The following is a 19,269-nucleotide window of genomic DNA, read 5'->3' as shown; positions in this document are numbered from 1 at the left end:
ATGGAAAACGAAGTCCGGAAGGATGAAGTTACGGGAATGCTACGATTAAAGCTTCGATTAATCCTGAAAAATAAACAGACAAGGCTGATTCTGCTGCTCACACTAAGCGTATCACTCATTATTAGTGTGATCGGCTTGCTATCGTATTCGGGATACCGCAAGGGTTTGGATACTGAATTAAACACACCAAACATAGAACTGCTGCAAATTAATCTGGATGTGACTAATAGGGCATTTCGTGAGTCCGATAATAAGGCGCTGGATGCGGCCTATTCCCGGGATGTTGAGGCATTTGCACGTTTGCAAACGGATGAAAAATCGCTATCAAACAACGCTTCCGTCATAGAACGGCTTCAAAAATACTTGAAAGCCCTTTCTTCGCATGAAGAGATTCATTCGGCTGAAGTTATTTCTTTTGAAAATCATGCTCTCGTATCCAGTGAATACGGCTACTTGCCCGATTGGGACCAAGCGCCGGATACGACTTGGGTTCCCTGGATTCGGGACATTCAAAGGAAGCCATTACTGATTAAGCGAAGATGGTACGGCACGAATCATGAAAATGGAACGGTAGAACTGCTTTCGCTGGCAAGACCCGTGGTAAAGGATGGGCAGGTCATCGGTGCGGTGCTGGTCGATTTGGATTACGACCGCTTTTTCTCCAAGCTGTATATTCATTTATCCAACTCGCAATATGTGTACGATCTGGAGGGCGAACTGATCTATCCCAAGTTAAAATCTTCAGTGCCCTTAAACGAAATGGACAGGGTTTTGAAAGAATTGGATGTGAGCCCCTATGCTTATGTGGAGGTAGGGGGGATGGAGTATATGGCGAACCAGACTTTTTCCGATGTGACGGGCTGGCGTTTGGTATCACTTGTTCCTATGGACAAGCTGCTGAAGCATGTCAAGCTGGCGCGCAACATGATGTTGTGGTTGGCCTTTATTTCTATACTGGCGGGTTGCTCAGCGGTCTACTATTACAATTATGCGGCGTTTCGCCCTATGAAAAGAATTAATAGCCTGCTGAATTCAGGCTACAAAGGAACGCGTCAAGGTGGATTGTATGATCTGGAGCCGGTCATTGGCAAGCTGGTTGTGGAGTTCCATCGCAAATCACTGGTGGTGGAGCGAAGTTTACCGGAGCTACGTTCCAAATATATTGAAGATGTCATCCAGCGTAGAATGGGCATACAGGAAATGCGTATGAAATGGGAGCAGTATTTTTCCGATTGGGACGGCAGCTCTTTGGCTGTGATGATCGTGTCGATTGATCGGTATTCTACTTGGGCAGCAAGCTTTCCAGAGGAGGATAAAATGCTGCTCAAATATGCGCTGAACAATATTTTGCTGGAATGGCTTGAACCTCACTGGAAGGCGGTAAGCGCACCAGATGAGCAAAGCGGCTTTGTTGTACTATTACAATTCAGTGAGGGTGAAGATGGAGCTACAACTAGGACTGGAGCTGATACCGATGTCGATGCCAAAGAAAGTGTTCTGCTCCGCAAAAGCGCAGACAGGCTGATTCAGGTTGTGGGTGAGCATCTTCCCCTGACTATCTCTATAGGAATTGGTCATATTTTCTCGGATATCTATGAGGCACGTCAGTCTTTTGTAAAAGGGAGAGAAGCCCTTGGTCTGCGTTTGTATGAGGGATATGGACGTTCGCATATGAGTACGGACAGCATGGGGGAGGGCGCTCACGTCTCATCAGCGGCTGGAAACCGGAATGTGGAAATCATTCGTGCCATAGAGTCACAGGAAGCCGGAGCAAGTATAAAGCTGATCAGTCAATGGGGAGAAGAACTTCGTCTTCACAGGACCTCCCCGATGCAGGTGTACTTGTCTGTACATGAGTTGATGGAGGAATTGCTGAAATGGTGCATGACTCATAGTGTGACGCCGCCGGATCAGCTGGTCGATTACCACTGGAATCAGATTCTGACGCTTGATCTTCCAGATATGGAGAAGCAATTGTTTTCGATTGTGGCTGATATCGGGGAAAAGCTTGCTGGACACAGACAGTCCAAGGAGTTTGTACGTGTACAGGAGATGATGGATTACATGGAACATCATTTGCATTTAAATATCGGGCTTCAGGAAATTGCAGATCAGGTCCATATGAGCGTGTCATCAGTGAGCAGTATGTTCAAGGAAGAGACAGGCAGCACCGTATACGACTACTTGACTGGTTTGCGAGTGAAAAAAGCGTGCGCTTTACTGTGTGAAACACATCTGAAAATTGCAGAGATTGCAGATCAGGTCGGATACCGGAATGAAAATAGCTTTATCCGTGTATTCCGCAAACATAAACAAGTGACTCCTGGGAAATTTAGGGAAATCAACAGATGTTCCAATGGATATGCAGATCCGCCAAAAGGTCGACATTTTGGGAATTTGGAAGATAAATTCGAAGATTAAGCGATAGCTGTAGCCCCCGCGTTGCGGTACATTGACTTCATGTAAACGCAAAAATCATGGCTGAAAACGTCTGGGGGTGAAAACGGGTGCGTGACTGGCCCAGTTCATTTTTCGGAAAAGAGGAAACGTAATGAAGAACAAGCCATGGCAAAAATATGTGCTGGTTGCGGCGGGAGTGGCTTTTCTTTCTGCCTTGAGTATCAGTGAATATGTGGATCAACACGCCTTGCATGACCACAGTGGTGCATTTCCTGTGAAGCCTATTACCCTCGTCGTTCCTTATGCGGCGGGTGGCGGGACGGATATCACGGCAAGAGCATTGGCGAAAGCCGCCGAAAAGCATCTCGGTCAGCCGATCATCGTCGTTAACCGGACGGGTGGAGGCGGTTCGGTCGGGCTGATGGAAGGGGCTGAGGCGCAGGCGGACGGTTACACTGTAACGTATCTGGTTGCGGAGCTGACCACACTGCCACATCTGGGACTGCTGCCCCTCACCTATGAGCGCTTTAAACCGCTGGTCCAAACCAATATGGACCCTTCTGCCATCACGGTTAGAGCGGATGCGCCCTGGACGACGGCCGAAGCATTTCTGGAGGACGCTCATGCTCATCCCGGCAAGCTGAAAATGGGCAATGCAGGCACAGGGAGCATCTGGCACCTTGCTGCTGCGATGCTGGAGCAAAAAAGCGGAGTCCGCTTTACCCATATCCCTTATGAGGGAGCAGGGCCAGCCGTTTCATCGTTGATGAGCGGCTTCGTGGATGCTGTGCCGGTCAGTCCTGCGGAAGTGAAAAAGGATGTGGACCAAGGGAAGCTGCGCATACTGGCGATACAGGCAGACACCATTTCGGAAGCGTTTCCAAATGTGCCGACATTACAGCAGGCTACTGGGCTGCGTGTACATTTTATTGGGACTTGGAGAGGGCTGGCTGTGCCCAAGGATACGCCGGATGAGATTGCTCAAACCCTGGCGGACGCACTGATCAAGGGGACGAAAGAGGAGGAATTCAGGGAAGAAATGCGTAGGCATGGATTGGGGCTACGTGTTAAGGATGCAGAAGCATTCGCACGACAGTTGAAGGAAAGCCATGACACTTTCGCAAGACTGATTCCCGAACTTGGCTTGAGCCGCAAGTAAAACGGCCTTGTTTTTGCACTGGCAAAAACGAAAGGGTTGAATGAAGTTATGAAAATCAAACAAAACATTGATAAAATTCCAGGGGGCATTATGCTGGTGCCGCTGTTTATAGGCGCATTGGTTCATACTTTTATGCCTTGGGCCGGGGACTACTTTGGATCGTTCACTAAGGGGCTAATGACTGGGACGGTACCGATTTTGGCGGTGTGGTTTTTTTGTATGGGTGCTTCGATTGATGTACGAGCTACAGGTACCGTATTGCGTAAATCAGGTACACTCGTATTGACTAAAATTGCAGTCGCTTGGGTGGTGGCGATCATTGCGTCTAAACTGCTGCCCGTCGGTGGCGTGGAAAGCGGTCTTTTTGCCGGACTGTCGGTATTGGCGCTGATTTCCTCCATGGATATGACGAATGGTGGGCTATACGCCTCCATTATGCAGCAATATGGTTCCAAGGAAGAGGCGGGGGCATTCGTACTGATGTCCCTGGAATCCGGTCCGTTAGTGACCATGCTCATTTTGGGCAGTACGGGATTGGCCGTTTTTGAGCCGCAGACGTTTGTGGGAGCGGTATTGCCGTTTCTGGTCGGGTTCATGCTGGGGAATCTGGATCACGATTTCCGTAAATATTTTGGTAACGCCACGCATGCCCTTATTCCCTTCTTCGGTTTTGCACTGGGTTGTTCCATCGACCTGAGTGTCATTGCCCAAACAGGCTTGCTCGGAATAATATTAGGTATTTTCGTTATTATCATTACAGGTATTCCGCTCATCCTGGCAGACAAATATATCGGCGGTGGCAACGGCACTGCGGGAATCGCAGCCTCCAGCACGGCAGGTGCAGCGGTAGCGAATCCTGTCATTGTGGCCAATATAAAGCCAGAATTTCTGCCAGTAGCACAATCAGCAACAGCATTGGTCGCTGCTTCGGTCATCGTTACCTCTATTTTGGTACCTATTCTCACGGCTTACTGGGCCAAATATATGAAACATAAGGAAAAATCCAAGGGAGCGGGGCCTGTAAACCCAGGTGCCAATGTGCCTAAATAAAGCTCGGATGATCTTTAGTCTCTCCATTACCCGGGAAATGCTTTTGCAGATACGTCTCATATCCTAACATCACAAACTTGTCCTAAAACGCTACTGCAAACATACATATGTAAGCAGAGGAGCGTGATGGAATTGGAAAACAAGGTGCGTCGCTACTATCAGTTAAAGCAGAAGCAAAAAGAAATTGAGGGTGAACTGACTGATTTGCGTAATGACATTACAGCTCATTGTGCACAGCAGGGAGTGGCAGATTGGGAAATTGGCAGTTATCGGGTTAAAGTTGTACAGCAGCACCGTAAGGAATATGACCATACCAAGCTGTATGATTCACTACCTGATCCGCAGCTATGGCGCTTGTTTTCCAAACCGGATACTTCGAAGATTGCCAGTTTGCTTAAACTCAAGGTCATCGCAGAGGAGCAATTAAAAGATGCTGTTTCCCTCAAAACGGTGACCCTATTACAGGTGGATAAAAAATAAAATGTAGATCATAGCGTTACTTTACAAAGTGCTGTAGCCTCAGAAAGGTTATTCGGTATGCGTCCGAATAGCCTTTTTCGCCTTTCCAATTTGCGTGATAGCTTTGGAGTGGTGTACTCTAGTAAAAGTTGGTTGAGACGGAGGAAGTATACATTGAACATGGAGACTGCTGTCAGTAAAGTATTTTTATATGTTTTCTCAATTTTAGTTGCGTTGGCTTCCTGTCATGGATTCATGTTGTACTGGATGTGGCAGTTACCGGAGCTTACGGACGAATTTTCTGATCTGGAAAATGGACTTGCTCTATTTGCCGCGGGTATCGTGTTTGCCTTCATTGCTTTTGTTGTTCACCTCATTCTACATCTCCTAATTTTCGCTCATCTACTTCATCGTAACGGCTACTCTATAAATGTGAAGACATTGCTATTCCCCAAGGAAACAAACAACAATACAATCCTCCGTATTTGTCTGCTAGTGGTTCTGTTGATTTGGATCGTTTATGCTACCATTTTACATACAATTCCGCTGTTTTCGGTCATTAGTTTTACGCTGGTTTTTATCAATTATAGTATTTGGCTGTTGCAATTTTTGACGGAGAGACAAGGCAGGGAGGTTCAGTTGTAGGGATGTATCAAAGGGACAAGAAAAGAGCTGACTCCCGTTTGCGGTGGGGCCAGCTCTCTTTTACTGTTGTTATCCTTGGCCGTTAAGCACCTGCCGAAAGTAAAACCGATACGTATTATAAAGGAACGTTTGAAGTGGAAGCTGAACCTGCAACTCTGTATCCACCTCCACGCTATGTTCAGCTACTTATCGGACAAGCCTTTCCCCAGCCCTTTGAGAAAATGAATGCCAAAACCCATCGCCCGGTTTACATCCGGATCATTCATGGCCTTCATGAGATCGCGCAGGCGAGTCTTTTTGTTCTGTTTTAAATGCTCTTCCGCTTCGTTCAGGCCCGTAGTAACGCTGCCCACCAGTTTTTTCATCAGCTCAGGGTCTACCTCGGATAGCATGCCGGCTGCTCCCATCAGATTGTTGATGATGTTTGTCACAGGCTTGCGAGTTGCTTGTCCTACAGCGATTTTGGCGATGATTTCTTTGGCTTTCAGCATAGACTGAGCCGCTTCGAGAAGACCGCTATCGTGCAGCTCACGCACAATTTCGAGCGTCTTCTGCAATGCCGCCCCGTTGTCAGCCAGATCAGCAGTAAGCTGATCCAGCGATTGTTTTTGTCGTTCTTCTTCTGTCAGCACACGCTTTCGTACGATTGAAATAGGCTTAGCCATGAGTCCGACCTCCTTATTTTTGATCCACCAGATCGACGTAACCGGGACGATTCCATTTCCGATCTACTTCAACCCCATTTTGCGGATGACGCTTTTTGTAGCGCGGGTTGATACGTGGTAGCGGATTTTGGCCCTCTACCTCCAAAATGTGCATTCGTACCTTGTTTTGTTTATAAGCCGGTGTGTTGGTGATTACATCGAATGCTCCGCCAGTTAACAGGTTCACGGCGCTGTCATGGCTGCTGGAGTGCATAGGTACGTAGACATCGGTTCCATGCATCCGGTCGGTGATGAGAACACGCAGCTTCACGGCACCGTATGGCGATTCTAGACGAACCAGCGATCCGTCCTTGACTCCACGTTCCTCGGCTAATTCCGGCGATACTTCCACAAATACACTTGGAAGCTTGAGCTGAATACCCGGCGATTTGGTTGTCAGATTTCCTTCATGGAATTGTTCGAGCAGTCGACCATTGTTTAAGGTCAGATCGAATTCAGCCGGGTATTGTTTAGGCTGCACATATTCGAAAAGACCGAGACGTGCCTTTTTATCCGGGAAGTTAAAGCCGTTGGTGTGCAGAAGCGGCGTGTTGCTGCCATCCGGCGATCCCCAGTGGAAGCTGTTCCAGCCTTCCAATACGTCATAATTACACTGGGAGAAAAATGGAGTGAGTGATGCCATTTCCTCAAAAATTTCACTTGGATGGCTGTAGTTCCAATCAAATCCCATTTGCTTGGCAAATTGGCTGAAAATCCACCAGTCCGGTTTGCTGTCTCCTACAGGTTTGAGCGCCTCATATAAACGCTGTACACGACGTTCAGTGTTCGTAAAGGTACCGTCTTTTTCGAGCGAAGGTACGGCTGGCAAAATGACATCTGCGAATTCTGCTGTTTTGCTCAGAAATACATCCTGAACGACGAGGAAATCCAAATTCGCCAGCATTTCCTGTGTGTGGTTGGAGTCCGCATCCACCCACGCCATTTCTTCTCCGGCGATATACATCGCTTTTAGCTCACCAGTTTCAATGGCCTCCAGCATTTGAATATTGTCCAGTCCGCGCTGGCCTGGAATGTGTACGCCGTAGGCCGCTTCGAACTTGGCACGAATGTCATCGTTCGTGACAGACTGATAGCCCGGGAAAATATCCGGCATCGTGCCCATGTCAGCAGCACCCTGAACATTGTTATGTCCGCGAAGCGGATACGCGCCTGCACCTGGACGCATAAAGTTTCCGGTCACCAGCAGCAGGTTGGCAATCGCAATAGAGGTGTAGGAGCCTGCGATGTTTTGCGTCACACCCATGCCCCAGCAAATGGCAGTGCCGTCGGCTTCATGGACCATAGTCGCTACCTCAATCAGCGTCTCTTTGGAAATGCCCGTTTCCTGCTCTGCAAATTCCAATGTAAATTTCTCCAGCAACTTCAAATATTCGGAATAAAAGTTTACGTGCTCTTCAATGAATGTTACGTCATGCCAGTTTTGTTCAATGATGTACTTGGTTACAGCGGATAACCATACATAATCTGTACCCTGCTTCGGACGAATGAACAGGTCCGCACGATCCGCCATTTCATGCTTGCGCAGGTCGACCGCGATCAGCTTTTGACCGTGCAGCTTATGCGCACGTTTAATACGGGTAGCCAGCACCGGATGTCCTTCTCCCGGCGCACAGCCGACCAGCATAACCAGTCCTGCTTTGGCAATGTCTTTAATCGTGCCGCTGTCGCCGCCAATGCCTCCGGTGTGTTGCAGCCCCCATGAGGCGGGGGATTGACAATACCGCGAACAGTTATCGACGTTATTCGTTTGGAATACCTGACGCGCCAACTTTTGCATCAGATAGTTTTCTTCATTCGTAAATTTGGACGAGGAAATAAAGCCGAGCGCTTCACCGCCATACGTTTCTTTAATAGCACTCATTTTGCTGGCCATCAGGCTTAATGCTTCTTCCCAGGTCGCTTCTACAAATTCGTCACCTTGGCGAATCAAAGGGGTAGTCAAACGTTGATCACTGTTCACAAAATCCCAGCCGAATTTCCCTTTAACGCATGTCGAGATGCCGTTCACAGGTCCTTCAGAAGTAGGCTGTACCTTCAGAATTTTGCGGCCTTTGGTCCAAACCTCAAAGCTGCAACCTACGCCGCAAAAGGTGCAAACGGTTTTGGTTTTTTTCGTACGGGTTTCACGCATGGCTGCTTCTGCTTCGGAAATGGCAAAAATACCGCTATAGCCCGGCTCCACTTCCTTAATTAAATCTACCATCGGATTTAACAAGTCCTTCTCCATGCCACTCATGAAGCCTGCTTCACCCAGCATGGATTTCTCCATCAAGGCGTTACAAGGACAGACCGTTACACACTGACCGCAGCTGACGCACGAGGAATCATTAATTGCAACACCATCATCCCAAATGACGCGAGGGCGTTCTGCTTCCCAGTCAAGAGAGAGGGTTTCATTGACCTGAAGGTTTTGACATACCTCTACGCATTGGCCGCAGGCAATACATTGATTCGGGTCATAGCGGTAAAACGGATGAGACATATCGACTTCCATCGGATCAACCTTGGGCTGATATGGATATTTTTGATGCTCAATTTCCATAAGCTCTGCCGTATTATGCAAGGAACAATTACCATTGTTGTTATCACACACGGTGCAGTAGAGGAGGTGATTTTCCAGCAACCGATCCATGGCTTCTGTTTGGGCTGCTTTGGCGCGGTCCGAGTTTAATTGAATATTCATTCCGTCCGCAGCGAGTGTTGAGCAGGAGCGAACGAGCTTGCCGTTGACTTCCACGATACAGGTATCACAGGTGCGGATCGGATCGACCTCGGGAACATAACATAGTTGGGGATGGGCGATGTTATTTTCGTTAATGACTTCAAGAATCGTTGCGCTGTCTTTGGTTTTCAGTTCCTGTCCGTTTAATGTAATTTTGATCGTACTCTCAATCACGGTTCAGGCTCCTTTCAGATTTGAAATGTAAAAATTAGAAATAAAAAAACTCCACCATAAACACAAGTGCTCGTGATGAAGCACTTGTGTTTATGGTGGAGTAGTAACCAAGCTCTAGGTCCTGGAGGCCAATCCGCCATATGTGTATGTATTAATAACAAACGGTACGCACCGCCTGTATATCAATAACTTGGATATGTCATTTTCTGCATGTCATCAGGTGTAACTATAACGTAAAATTTAAGATAGTTCAACGGTACAGTATTAAAATTTTTAATTGATAATGATTATCGTTTGAGAAAACGAAAAAGCATTGACAAACGTTCGAGGATTGCTAACAATAAGAATATAATCTATTGCAGAGCATTCGTGAATGGAGTGTGCGTGGGAATCGCGTATACTTTATTTGTCGCAGCGCTTGTTAGCTTGATTTTTCTATATCACATGATGTGAGGATTCGTAGAATCCTGATGTAGATAAATTAACCGGCATTTAGCAGATTCTTCGATGTGTTCGATGGCGAAGGATTTGTTGTGATGTCGGTTTTTTGGTTCTGGATAAAATGAATTGAAGACGGATTGAGGTGAACGGGATGGCGAATCGGAGCGATGATCAATGGAATCGTCCGTTACGGGACTTGAGAATATCCGTCATAGACCGGTGTAATTTTCGGTGCCGGTATTGTATGCCGGAAGAAATCTTTGGCCATGACTATCCGTTTTTGCCAAAAGAAAAAATATTGACCTTTGAGGAAATTACCCGGCTTTCCCGTATTTTTGTCTCTCTGGGAGTTACCAAGCTGCGCATTACGGGCGGCGAGCCGTTGCTGAGAAAGGACCTGACTTCGCTCATTCATTCGTTAACTCAACTCGAAGGAGTTGAAGATATTGCTATGACCACGAATGGTGTATTTCTTCCTAAATATGCAGTACCGCTTCGAGAAGCAGGATTGAAGAGAGTGACGGTCAGTTTGGATTCGCTCGATGATGATCGCTTCCGCCGGATGAACGGAGGAAGAAGCAGCGTGCAATCCGTGCTGGATGGTATTGATGCTGCAGCACAAGCGGGGATGCAGGTGAAAATAAATATGGTCGTGCAAAAGGGCTTCAACGATCAGGATATTGTGCCCATGGCCGACTATTTTCAAAAGAAAAAGCATATTTTGCGGTTTGTTGAGTTTATGGATGTAGGTAACACCAATGGCTGGAAATTGGATCAGGTCGTTTCCAAGCAGCAGATCATCGAAACCATTCATAAGCAAATGCCGCTGGAGCCTGTCCCGCCCCATTACAAAGGCGAGGTAGCGACGCGTTACAGGTATCAGGACGGCGAAGGGGAAATTGGCATTATTTCGTCCGTTACGGATGCCTTTTGCTCCACATGTACACGGGCGAGGATTTCCGCTGAAGGCTCCTTGTACACATGCTTATTTGCTTCTCAAGGGTACGAGCTGCGGGGGATGTTACGTTCTGAACAGTCCGATGATGAGATAAGAGCTTACATTGAGCGGGTTTGGAGAGGACGTACCGACCGCTATTCGGAGGAACGGTTGAACCATACGCAGCAATTAGCATCCAAAATTGAAATGTCACACATCGGCGGGTGAACCGAAAAGCCAGCCTGCCCAAAACAAGGGAGTGAAGCACATGGAAAAGCCAGCTGAGATCAAACGCGAGATTCTCCGTTATCGTGACGGTCAGATCAAGCGTGATGAGGACACTGTGGTGACGGAGCATCCGGTGACGATCAAAATCAATCAGCAGGAATTTGCCACCATGGTTTGTACACCGGAGTATGTGGAGGATATGGCAGTAGGCTTTTTGGCCTCGGAAGGTGTCATTCAACAGTATGATGATATCGAAGATATTTGGGTTCAGGAAAAAGAAGGCTTTGTTCATATCAAAACCCGGCGGATGAATGAGTTTTATCAAAACTTTCATTCCAAACGGTACATTACCTCCTGCTGTGGGAAAAGCAGACAGGGCTTCTACTTTATGAATGATGCCAAAGTGGCAAAAAGAATGAACGACACCCATGTCATGCTGTCTTTTGACGACTGCTTCCGCCTGATGAACTTAATGCAAAATTCGGCGCACACGTTTCAGGAGACCGGGGGCGTTCATAATGCCGCACTGTGTGACAAAGACGGAATCATCCTGTCCAGAATAGATATCGGCCGACACAATGCGCTGGATAAAATCTATGGGTATTGCCTGAAGCATGATATTGTATTACATGATAAAATCATTGTATTCAGTGGGCGCATTTCGTCTGAAATTTTGTTGAAGGTCGCCAAGATTGGCTGTGAGGTAGTGTTGTCCAAGTCGGCTCCGACAGAGCTTGCGCTTGAATTGGCTGAGGATTTGGGCATTACCACGGTAGGTTTTATACGAAGTCATTCTCTGAATGTGTATACGCATCCCCAGCGGATTGAGGAACTGGTTGAATCTAAAATATAATGTGAACATTTCTGGGGGTGAACATTTAATTGAAATATCATATTCAAGTATTTGCCGGCCTTGCGGAGCAGATGGGCGGGCCCATCATCACAGTACCCACCGATCAGGAAACGATGACTATTGTTGCGTTAAAAGACCTGCTATCCGAGCGTTTCCCAGAAGTAGCCGCGCAGTTGCGGGGTTCTTTTGTTGCCAGAAACCAAGCCTATGCCACACCGGAGGATCTGGTGAGTATATATGATGAAATTGCGATCATTCCCCCGGTTTCAGGAGGGTAAATTCGATACAGGCTAAGCGAGTTCGATAGGACAGGTGCAAAGGGGGGTCAGATATATATGCAATACCGTATTCAACTATTCGCGGGTATGGCAGAGCAGCTTGGTGAATCCGTGATTACGCTGGATTTTCCGCAAGAAACGGTGACCATTACAGATATTCGAAAAAAGCTGAATGAGCAATATTCGGAAGCGGCTTCACAGCTGCAAGGTTCTTTTTTTACGAATAATAAAAAACTGGCTTCTCCAGAGGAACTAATACATCCTTCAGATACAATCAAGCTTCTTCAGTCGGCACCAGGGATGGAAACGGTCGTTTCAGCATGCGGCTTATTTGCGATCACGTACGATCCGATTGATGCCGATGGGGTGACCTCGAAGGTGCAGGACCCATCCCATGGAGCTTCCCTGACCTTTAATGGAACGACTCGGGAATATACCCAAGGTCAGCGTACTGTGTTGCTGGAATATGAGGCGTATGTCCCGATGGCGATGAACACGATGAAGCAGATTGGTGACGAGATTGCAGAGCGTTGGCCATCTACGCGTACGGCGATTACACATCGGCTTGGTACGGTGAGGATTGGAGAGACGAGCGTTGTGATTGCTGTTTCTGCTGCACACCGCGATACTTGCTACGAAGCCAGCCGCCATGCGATTGAACGCTTGAAGCAAATCGTGCCGATCTGGAAAAAGGAAGTGTGGGAGGACGGCTCGGAATGGAAGGGGCATCAGCTAGGAGGTTGGAACCCTCATGGGGCGTAAAACAACGATGTCTGAAATGAAGAAGGATCAGAACATGGATGCCGATGCAGAAGCGCAGACGCACACGTCTCATGCCCGATATTCGAGACAAGAGCTGTTTACGAAAATTGGGCCAGCAGGACAGCAAAATATCCGCAGCAAGCACGTGCTTATCATTGGGGCTGGAGCACTGGGTACTGCCAATGCGGATATGCTGGTGCGAGCGGGCATCGGACGACTGACGCTGGTGGATCGCGATTATGTAGATTGGAGCAATTTGCAACGCCAACAGCTCTATGATGAAGCGGACGCTCGTGATCATATGCCGAAGGCGGTGGCAGCGCAGAAGCGATTGCAGCAAGTCAATTCAGACGTGGACATTCGTGCACTAATTCGGGACGTATCGCTGGAAGAAATCGACGATATTGCAGCAGGTGTGGATCTCATCGTAGATGCCACCGACAATTTTGATACCCGTCTGCTCATTAACGATTACGCGGTCAAGCACCAAATTCCTTGGATTTACGGGGCTTGTGTGGGTAGCTACGGGACGACCTATACCATCGTGCCGGGACAGACACCGTGCCTGCATTGCCTGCTCGGAACCGTACCGCTTGGTGGCGCGACCTGCGACACGGTCGGTGTGATTAGCCCGGCTGTACAGATGGTGGCAGCCTACCAAAGCGCCGAAGCACTGAAGCTGCTCACCGGAGACGACTCAGCGCTGCAAGGCAAGCTGATTTCCTTTGATCTGTGGAACAATCAGCATCAGTCGATCCAGATCAGCGCGATGAAGAAAGCCGACTGCCCAACGTGTGGCGAGCATCCGGTGTATCCTTTTTTACAATCGGAGCATCAATCCAAGTCAGCTGTTTTGTGCGGACGTGATACGGTTCAAATCCGCCCGGCCTCCGGTGCTGTGCGCGATCTGAATGAAGCGGCGCGTCTATTGTCACGTCAGGGAGGCAGAGTAGAGCATAATCCATATCTGGTATCCGTTGTGATTGGAGCGCATCGGTTGGTTCTATTTCAGGATGGACGCGTTCTGATCCATGGCACGAAGGACATCGCCGAGGCGAGATCTATTGTTCACAAATATTTGGGCTGACCCAATAGAGTTGAACCGTTATGAGGTGTACATCGTTATACCCATTTCGGAATTTATAGGACAGGGGAAGAGTAAGTTGAAAATGAAATTCGGGTACATATTTACGTTGGTTGGATTGTTGGCATGGGTGCTGGCTGGTTGCTCGTCTTCGGCTGCTGTACAGTCGACACAGTCTGCACCAAAAACAGAGATCATCGTATCTGCCGCAGCGAGCCTTCAAGATAGCCTCAATACACTCAAGGACCAGTATGAAAAGCAGCATCCAGATATCAAACTTACCTTTAACTATGCTTCATCTGGCACATTGCAAAAACAGATTGAGCAAGGCGCACCCGCTGACGTATTTATTTCGGCAGGTATGAAGCAAATGAAGGCATTGACCGATGCTTCATTGGTGGAAAAGGATAGCGTACTACTCCAAAATAAACTGGTTGTGGTTGTTCCACAGGATAAGTCGAAAAGCACGGATAACAAAAGCATTACACTCCATGATCTGACAAGCCCATCCTTCCTGAAAGTAGCTGTCGGGGAGCCAACTACCGTTCCTGCTGGACAGTATTCCAAAGAAGCGCTGACGAAGGCCGGACTATGGGACAAGCTGGAGCCGAAGCTGGTATTCGCCAAGGATGTAAGACAGGTATTAAACTATGTGGAAACAGGCAACGCCGATGCCGGATTCGTCTACCTGACGGATGCCAAATCATCAGATAAAGCAGTCGTTGCGCTGGAAGTACCTGAGGAATTGCATGCTCCGATTCTATATCCAGAAGGTATTGTAAAAGCAACGAAACACAGCAAGGAAGCTGGTGAGTTTCTCGATTTTCTGCGTACGGATGAAGCGATGAGCGTATTCAGTAAGGACGGATTTTCAGCTCCTACAGAAAAGACAGGGAAATAGCATCTATATATAAAGGAGGGGGTCCCGTTGGATTGGTCAGCTTTTCTTCCTCCGGTTATCGTATCCGTCAAAGTCGCAGTCGTCGCCAGCATCTTTGTATTTCTGTTAGCTACCGTGGTGGCTCGGATGATGGCGAACTGCAAGCTGCGGAGGGGAACCAGCGTGATCGAGACGGTCTTACTTCTTCCGCTTGTCTTGCCCCCCACAGTCGTTGGCTTTATTTTGCTCATCTTCCTGGGGAGGAAAAGCTGGATCGGTACAGCCTTCGAAAGCCTGTTCCAGCAGACGATTGTATTTACGTGGGGAGCTGCGGTGGTGGCTGCTGTAATTGTGGCTTTTCCACTGGCTTATCGGACGATCAAAGCAGGCTTTGAAGCCGTCGATCCCGAGGTAGAGCATGCTGCACGCGCGCAAGGTGCCAACGAGTGGCAAGTGTTTCGCCACATTACGATGCCTCTCGCCTACCGCCCGCTCATCTCGGGATACATTCTCGGGTTTGCCCGGGGGTTAGGAGAATTTGGCGCTACGTTGATGCTTGCGGGTAACATTCCCGAACAGACCCAAACCCTGTCTACGGCGATTTACACCGCATCCGAGGCTGGGAATATGACACTCTCCTGGAGCTGGGTGGCCGTCATCATTCTGTTCTCTTTTATCATGTTGATGCTTTCAAACCGATTGGTGAAGGATTAGCCCGCTTGAAGTACGGAACCTACGCAGTCTGCCGATGGGGCAGGCTGTGTTTTATTTTCTTAAGTTCAGCATATATCACAAAGTATGTTCCAAAAATCACTTTCCTTCGATCTCTGTTTTATATGAGAGAAATCGGTTATGATGGAAATAGTAACAAGGATTTTAGTAGATTTAGGAGAGCGGTGCGATATGAGAAAGGAAACGGGTTTTAACGAAATTATTCGAAAAGTACGTAAAGAGCTATTTGGAAAAGGCCCGGAACGCATACATACAACCTTTGTAGATAACATGGCCATCACGATGCTGTACGGTAATTTAACCCCTTCTGAAAAGTTTCTGGCACAAGAGGTTGCCGGGAAAGAGATGGTGCATGCAGCCCGAACCAAAATGGTTCAAAAAATCTATCCCGTACAGTTCAACAAAGAACTGGAGGATTACATGGATTCCCGACTGCTGCACCTCTTTTCGGATATTAAGGTGGAGGAAGATATAGCCATCTCTGTTTTTGTATTTGAGGATACGATTGTTGCAAAATAGGATGAAGGGGAGACAATCTATACGTGATTTCTTCTCCGATATTGATATTGGGACCATTGGTAGAGAATAAAGCATCCGACACAAAAGCCCAGAATAGCCACCAATGCCGCCACCAGCACCATCGCCGAAAACACATAAGCGACAATACTCCATTGGAACGTAAATCCTACCAGAGCCACCAGCAGAAAAAAGACGGCAAGGAGCTGATTAAATCTTTGCTGTCCCCGGTCCTCCTGCACATATGAGGAAGGGCTTTTCTTTAAAAACAGCTTGGCTACCCGCATCACCGGATTAAAGTTGAAAAGCACACCGAGCAACCCCGCAACAAGTGGAATAGCTAACACCCCATACGCCCCTGTAATCCAGGTAAAGACCACAGACAGCACAATCACCCATTGATTAGCCCTGACCAACGGACGGGGAATCGAGGCAGGAGCTTGACTCATATATATCATCCTTTTCACATCGGAATAAAATAATTGAGATCATTATAACGTAATAGTTGGGGAATAGATAGCTGAAAGATGGTTTGTATGATTATAACTATAGACCCATTAGTAAGATTTCATTTCGCAACGCAGGCTGGGGGATGAGTAAAGAGCAAGTAAAGGCATCTGAAGATATGAAAGTTGAGGAAGAAGATCAAGAGTCGATTGCCTATTATTCCAAGATATTGGGACTGGAAAGCGGACTCATGTACTTTTTTGTGGATGATCAATTGGTTCGTGCAGGTTATTTAGTTACAGAGAAACATACGAATAAGAATGAGTATATTGAGAATTATAATGACTTAAAAAAGAGCCTAACGGAGAAATACGGCAAGCCTAGCAGTGATGATACCCTTTGGAAGGGAGATTTATACAAAGATACGCCAAGCCAATGGGGAATGGCTGTAGCGACAGGCGAATTGCATTATCAGGCAGTATGGGAGACGGAAGACACAGAAATTTTGCTTGATTTACACGGTGATAATTTCGAACCCGCCCTGAGTCTATTGTATGACAGCAAGGAACTACAGCATTTGAGTGAGCAGCAAAAGGATCAGGAATTGAAAAAGAATTTATAACAGAACAAGGTATGGGTTTCATAGGCTTTGTAGCGCGTGCTGTCGCTCTCTATATGGGAGCATGGTTATAAGTCTTTTCTTGCACTAATGGTTTAAACCAACCCCATAGTCGAAAAAAAGCTTGCAGTCATTGACTGCAAGCTTCATTACATCATACAGTTTATTGATAAGTATGATTCCCAATTATGTGTCCACAGCTAATCCAATTACAACTGCATTCCCATTACACAATTCAGAAGTCAAATCTGTGATGCTCATTATTCCAGTAAAATTATCTATTGGAGCTGATAGAGTTATTCTGAAGACGGATTGTAATTATGAAGTGTGACTCTTATGGAAATAAAAGAAAAAAATGGAACGTGGACTGATTTCATCTCTTTAACCACTATCTGATCAACCACTGTCCTTCAAAATGCCTGGGGTGAAGAACCGCTCACGAATCGTTCACAGAGGAACTGTCACACTTGGCTTGACAATCCGTCAAGAAAAAATACAACAAATTATTAAATTAATATGTTTGTAATTGTGAGCTTGCTGAACTGTTGTTAACATATAAAAACAATTTGTATGTAGAGCTAAAGTAACCATTTATTTTAACCCAAGTAAATGTCAGGGTTGCACGAGCGGGTCTTGAAGCAGTCTGTTTAGGTTGATCAACCACTAAACTGTCTCCACTTGAGTATCCCGCAATTATATCAATATAAGGATCATAAGCGTCTGATATATAGCTATAGCCACCTTGAACTAATGTGTAATCAGCAAAAAATCTTGCTTTAACGTAAGAGGTTTCTTCTCTTACTGTTGCATTTGTAAATGTTCTATAACCAGATCCTCCTGAGGCATATCCCCCTGAAACATCATTTGGAGTAATAACATTTCCTTCCTTTATCTTCGCATTTGTAAGATCTATTGTTGACTGAATTACGGAACCATCAGGAAATGTGGTTCTTTGTATTTTCAAACCATCCGATGATTCTATTTCACTTGTAATACCTGTACCTTTTTTTTCTGGATTGTCAGAATCAGGGAGTTCCCCTGCCTTAATCTTTTCTATTAAACTTTGTTGTACTTCTTTAGATAGTCCCAAATCATTTAAATGATCAGATATCTTATCTAAATCCTGACTTGAAAATGTAACAGAAGGGGCCTCACTTGCAAAACTAACGGGCGCTACTGAAAGTAAAAGAGAAGCGGACAATATTGCAGATGCTACAACTTTTTTCATGTTCTTCCTCCTATAATATGGTATGATGCTATTGAAGATTAACATATTATATCTTTATATGTCAAATATAATTAAAATTGGAGGTATATTCTATGTTTAATGAATTATTTCTTCATGAAATGTCTATACTTTTTCTCTTAGGAAGTGAAATACTGCTCTTCATTTTTGCGCTTATTTTTATCATTAACATTTTTAAAAAAAACAAAGCAATGCATCGTTTGGATGAGATTTTAACAGAAACAACCCAACTAACAAAATCGAAGTAAGGAGAGGATTCTAATAGGGACCTGGACTATATCTGTAACCATGATCTACTGGTTCTGCTTTATTCATATTTTTATATGTTCATGTGCGTTGATCTATCTCTTTAAAATAAGAAAAACAAATAAATTATTCCATAGAAAAATAGAATTGCTCAGTAAGCATTTAGAAAAACTAAAAGAGCAGCTTGACAAAAAGTATTAAGTTGCCAGAGAGTAATTTTGAATGAAATCAAGTTGGGTCCAGATGGGCGTTGCTCCCTATATTGAAATGTGAATTTTAACTCAGCTTGAGCGTTATACCCGCATCCGCAAGTTCGTCGTTTCCTAGAGGGCGATGTATGGTAAGATAATTAGACTTATAATTTGGTGCGAACCCCAAGCGCACATGAAATCCCCGGGACATTCGCACCCCGCGCCAGATAAGGAATTCAGCGATTTTGAGGTGTAGTTTTTAACATTTATTGGTGAGTTGAAAAGAGATTCACGAAAAAGCGTTTACAAAGCCTTGCTGGGTAAGGCTTTGTAACGCGTGCTGTCGCTCCTTATGTAGGAGCGTGGATTGAAATCGATCAATCTCAAAATCTATTATTTGTGGCAAAGGTCGCTCCTTAGGTAGGAGCGTGGATTGAAATATTAATCGTCCTGCTGCGTCGAACCACGGAAACGT

At 46.3% G+C, this 19,269-nt stretch carries 18 protein-coding genes; 14 read left to right on the top strand and 4 right to left on the bottom strand.

Annotated elements, in window-relative coordinates; all coding sequences use genetic code 11:
• The 5 genes from QD47_RS17585 to QD47_RS17565 all read left to right on the top strand — a co-directional run bounded on the left by QD47_RS17585 (position 1) and on the right by QD47_RS17565 (position 5,713).
• Positions 1-2,421, top strand: coding sequence for an AraC family transcriptional regulator (locus QD47_RS17585; RefSeq protein WP_082067220.1), 2,421 nt, complete (start codon positions 1-3; stop codon positions 2,419-2,421).
• A gap of 130 nt (positions 2,422-2,551) precedes the next feature.
• A complete protein-coding gene (locus QD47_RS17580; protein WP_044647349.1) occupies positions 2,552-3,559 on the top strand; it encodes a tripartite tricarboxylate transporter substrate binding protein in 1,008 nt (335 codons plus the stop codon).
• Positions 3,560-3,607: 48 nt separating this feature from the next.
• A complete protein-coding gene (gene kdgT, locus QD47_RS17575) occupies positions 3,608-4,609 on the top strand; it encodes a 2-keto-3-deoxygluconate transporter (protein WP_044647348.1) in 1,002 nt (333 codons plus the stop codon).
• A gap of 126 nt (positions 4,610-4,735) precedes the next feature.
• On the top strand, positions 4,736-5,089 hold the full coding sequence (locus QD47_RS17570; RefSeq protein ID WP_044647347.1) for a hypothetical protein: 354 nt from the start codon (positions 4,736-4,738) through the stop codon (positions 5,087-5,089).
• Positions 5,090-5,242: 153 nt separating this feature from the next.
• Positions 5,243-5,713 (top strand): hypothetical protein, encoded by a 471-nt coding sequence (locus tag QD47_RS17565; RefSeq protein ID WP_044647346.1) that lies wholly within the window; start codon positions 5,243-5,245, stop codon positions 5,711-5,713.
• A 182-nt stretch (positions 5,714-5,895) separates the two neighbouring features.
• On the opposite strand, the gene QD47_RS17560 is transcribed toward QD47_RS17565, so the two are convergent.
• Together QD47_RS17560 and fdhF are read right to left on the bottom strand one after the other, a co-directional pair.
• Positions 5,896-6,378: a helical membrane plugin domain-containing protein gene (locus tag QD47_RS17560; protein ID WP_044647345.1), complete on the bottom strand. Its 483-nt coding sequence runs from the start codon at positions 6,376-6,378 to the stop codon at positions 5,896-5,898.
• 13 nt (positions 6,379-6,391) lie between these two features.
• On the bottom strand, positions 6,392-9,334 hold the full coding sequence (fdhF, locus tag QD47_RS17555; RefSeq protein WP_044647344.1) for a formate dehydrogenase subunit alpha: 2,943 nt from the start codon (positions 9,332-9,334) through the stop codon (positions 6,392-6,394).
• A gap of 592 nt (positions 9,335-9,926) precedes the next feature.
• On the opposite strand from fdhF, the gene moaA reads away from it, so the two are divergent.
• From moaA to QD47_RS17515, 8 genes are all read left to right on the top strand, one after another.
• Positions 9,927-10,940, top strand: coding sequence for a GTP 3',8-cyclase MoaA (moaA, locus tag QD47_RS17550; protein WP_044647343.1), 1,014 nt, complete (start codon positions 9,927-9,929; stop codon positions 10,938-10,940).
• Positions 10,941-10,980: 40 nt separating this feature from the next.
• Positions 10,981-11,793 carry a formate dehydrogenase accessory sulfurtransferase FdhD gene (gene fdhD / locus QD47_RS17545; RefSeq protein ID WP_044647342.1) on the top strand — a complete coding sequence of 271 codons (813 nt, stop codon included), beginning with the start codon at positions 10,981-10,983 and terminating at the stop codon, positions 11,791-11,793.
• Between the two features lie 29 nt (positions 11,794-11,822).
• Entirely contained in the window at positions 11,823-12,071 is a 249-nt protein-coding gene (locus tag QD47_RS17540; RefSeq protein ID WP_044647341.1) for a MoaD/ThiS family protein, read from the top strand.
• A 57-nt stretch (positions 12,072-12,128) separates the two neighbouring features.
• On the top strand, positions 12,129-12,833 hold the full coding sequence (locus QD47_RS17535) for a molybdenum cofactor biosynthesis protein MoaE (RefSeq protein ID WP_044647340.1): 705 nt from the start codon (positions 12,129-12,131) through the stop codon (positions 12,831-12,833).
• 7 nt (positions 12,834-12,840) lie between these two features.
• The gene (locus QD47_RS17530; RefSeq protein WP_200893455.1) at positions 12,841-13,920 is read left to right on the top strand and encodes a thiazole biosynthesis adenylyltransferase ThiF; all 1,080 of its coding nucleotides are present in this window, start codon (positions 12,841-12,843) and stop codon (positions 13,918-13,920) included.
• Between the two features lie 76 nt (positions 13,921-13,996).
• Entirely contained in the window at positions 13,997-14,818 is an 822-nt protein-coding gene (modA, locus tag QD47_RS17525) for a molybdate ABC transporter substrate-binding protein (RefSeq protein ID WP_044647339.1), read from the top strand.
• A gap of 27 nt (positions 14,819-14,845) precedes the next feature.
• Positions 14,846-15,511: a molybdate ABC transporter permease subunit gene (gene modB, locus QD47_RS17520; RefSeq protein ID WP_044647338.1), complete on the top strand. Its 666-nt coding sequence runs from the start codon at positions 14,846-14,848 to the stop codon at positions 15,509-15,511.
• A gap of 189 nt (positions 15,512-15,700) precedes the next feature.
• On the top strand, positions 15,701-16,048 hold the full coding sequence (locus QD47_RS17515) for a Na-translocating system protein MpsC family protein (RefSeq protein ID WP_044647337.1): 348 nt from the start codon (positions 15,701-15,703) through the stop codon (positions 16,046-16,048).
• Positions 16,049-16,065: 17 nt separating this feature from the next.
• Here QD47_RS17515 and QD47_RS17510 read toward each other — a convergent pair whose 3' ends face one another.
• Positions 16,066-16,494: a DUF4395 domain-containing protein gene (locus tag QD47_RS17510; protein WP_044647336.1), complete on the bottom strand. Its 429-nt coding sequence runs from the start codon at positions 16,492-16,494 to the stop codon at positions 16,066-16,068.
• 143 nt (positions 16,495-16,637) lie between these two features.
• Between QD47_RS17510 and QD47_RS17505 the strand changes: the two genes are divergently transcribed.
• Positions 16,638-17,114: a hypothetical protein gene (locus tag QD47_RS17505; RefSeq protein ID WP_044647335.1), complete on the top strand. Its 477-nt coding sequence runs from the start codon at positions 16,638-16,640 to the stop codon at positions 17,112-17,114.
• A gap of 508 nt (positions 17,115-17,622) precedes the next feature.
• Here QD47_RS17505 and QD47_RS17500 read toward each other — a convergent pair.
• Complete coding sequence (locus QD47_RS17500) at positions 17,623-18,339, bottom strand: hypothetical protein (RefSeq protein WP_044647334.1); 717 nt, start codon at positions 18,337-18,339, stop codon at positions 17,623-17,625.
• Positions 18,340-19,269: the final 930 nt, after the last annotated feature.

The organism is Paenibacillus terrae (assembly GCF_000943545.1).
In the GTDB taxonomy this organism is placed as follows: Bacteria; Bacillota; Bacilli; order Paenibacillales; family Paenibacillaceae; genus Paenibacillus; species Paenibacillus terrae_A.
Note: the sequence above shows the minus strand (reverse complement) of the source record. Positions and strands in the feature narration are given on the sequence as shown.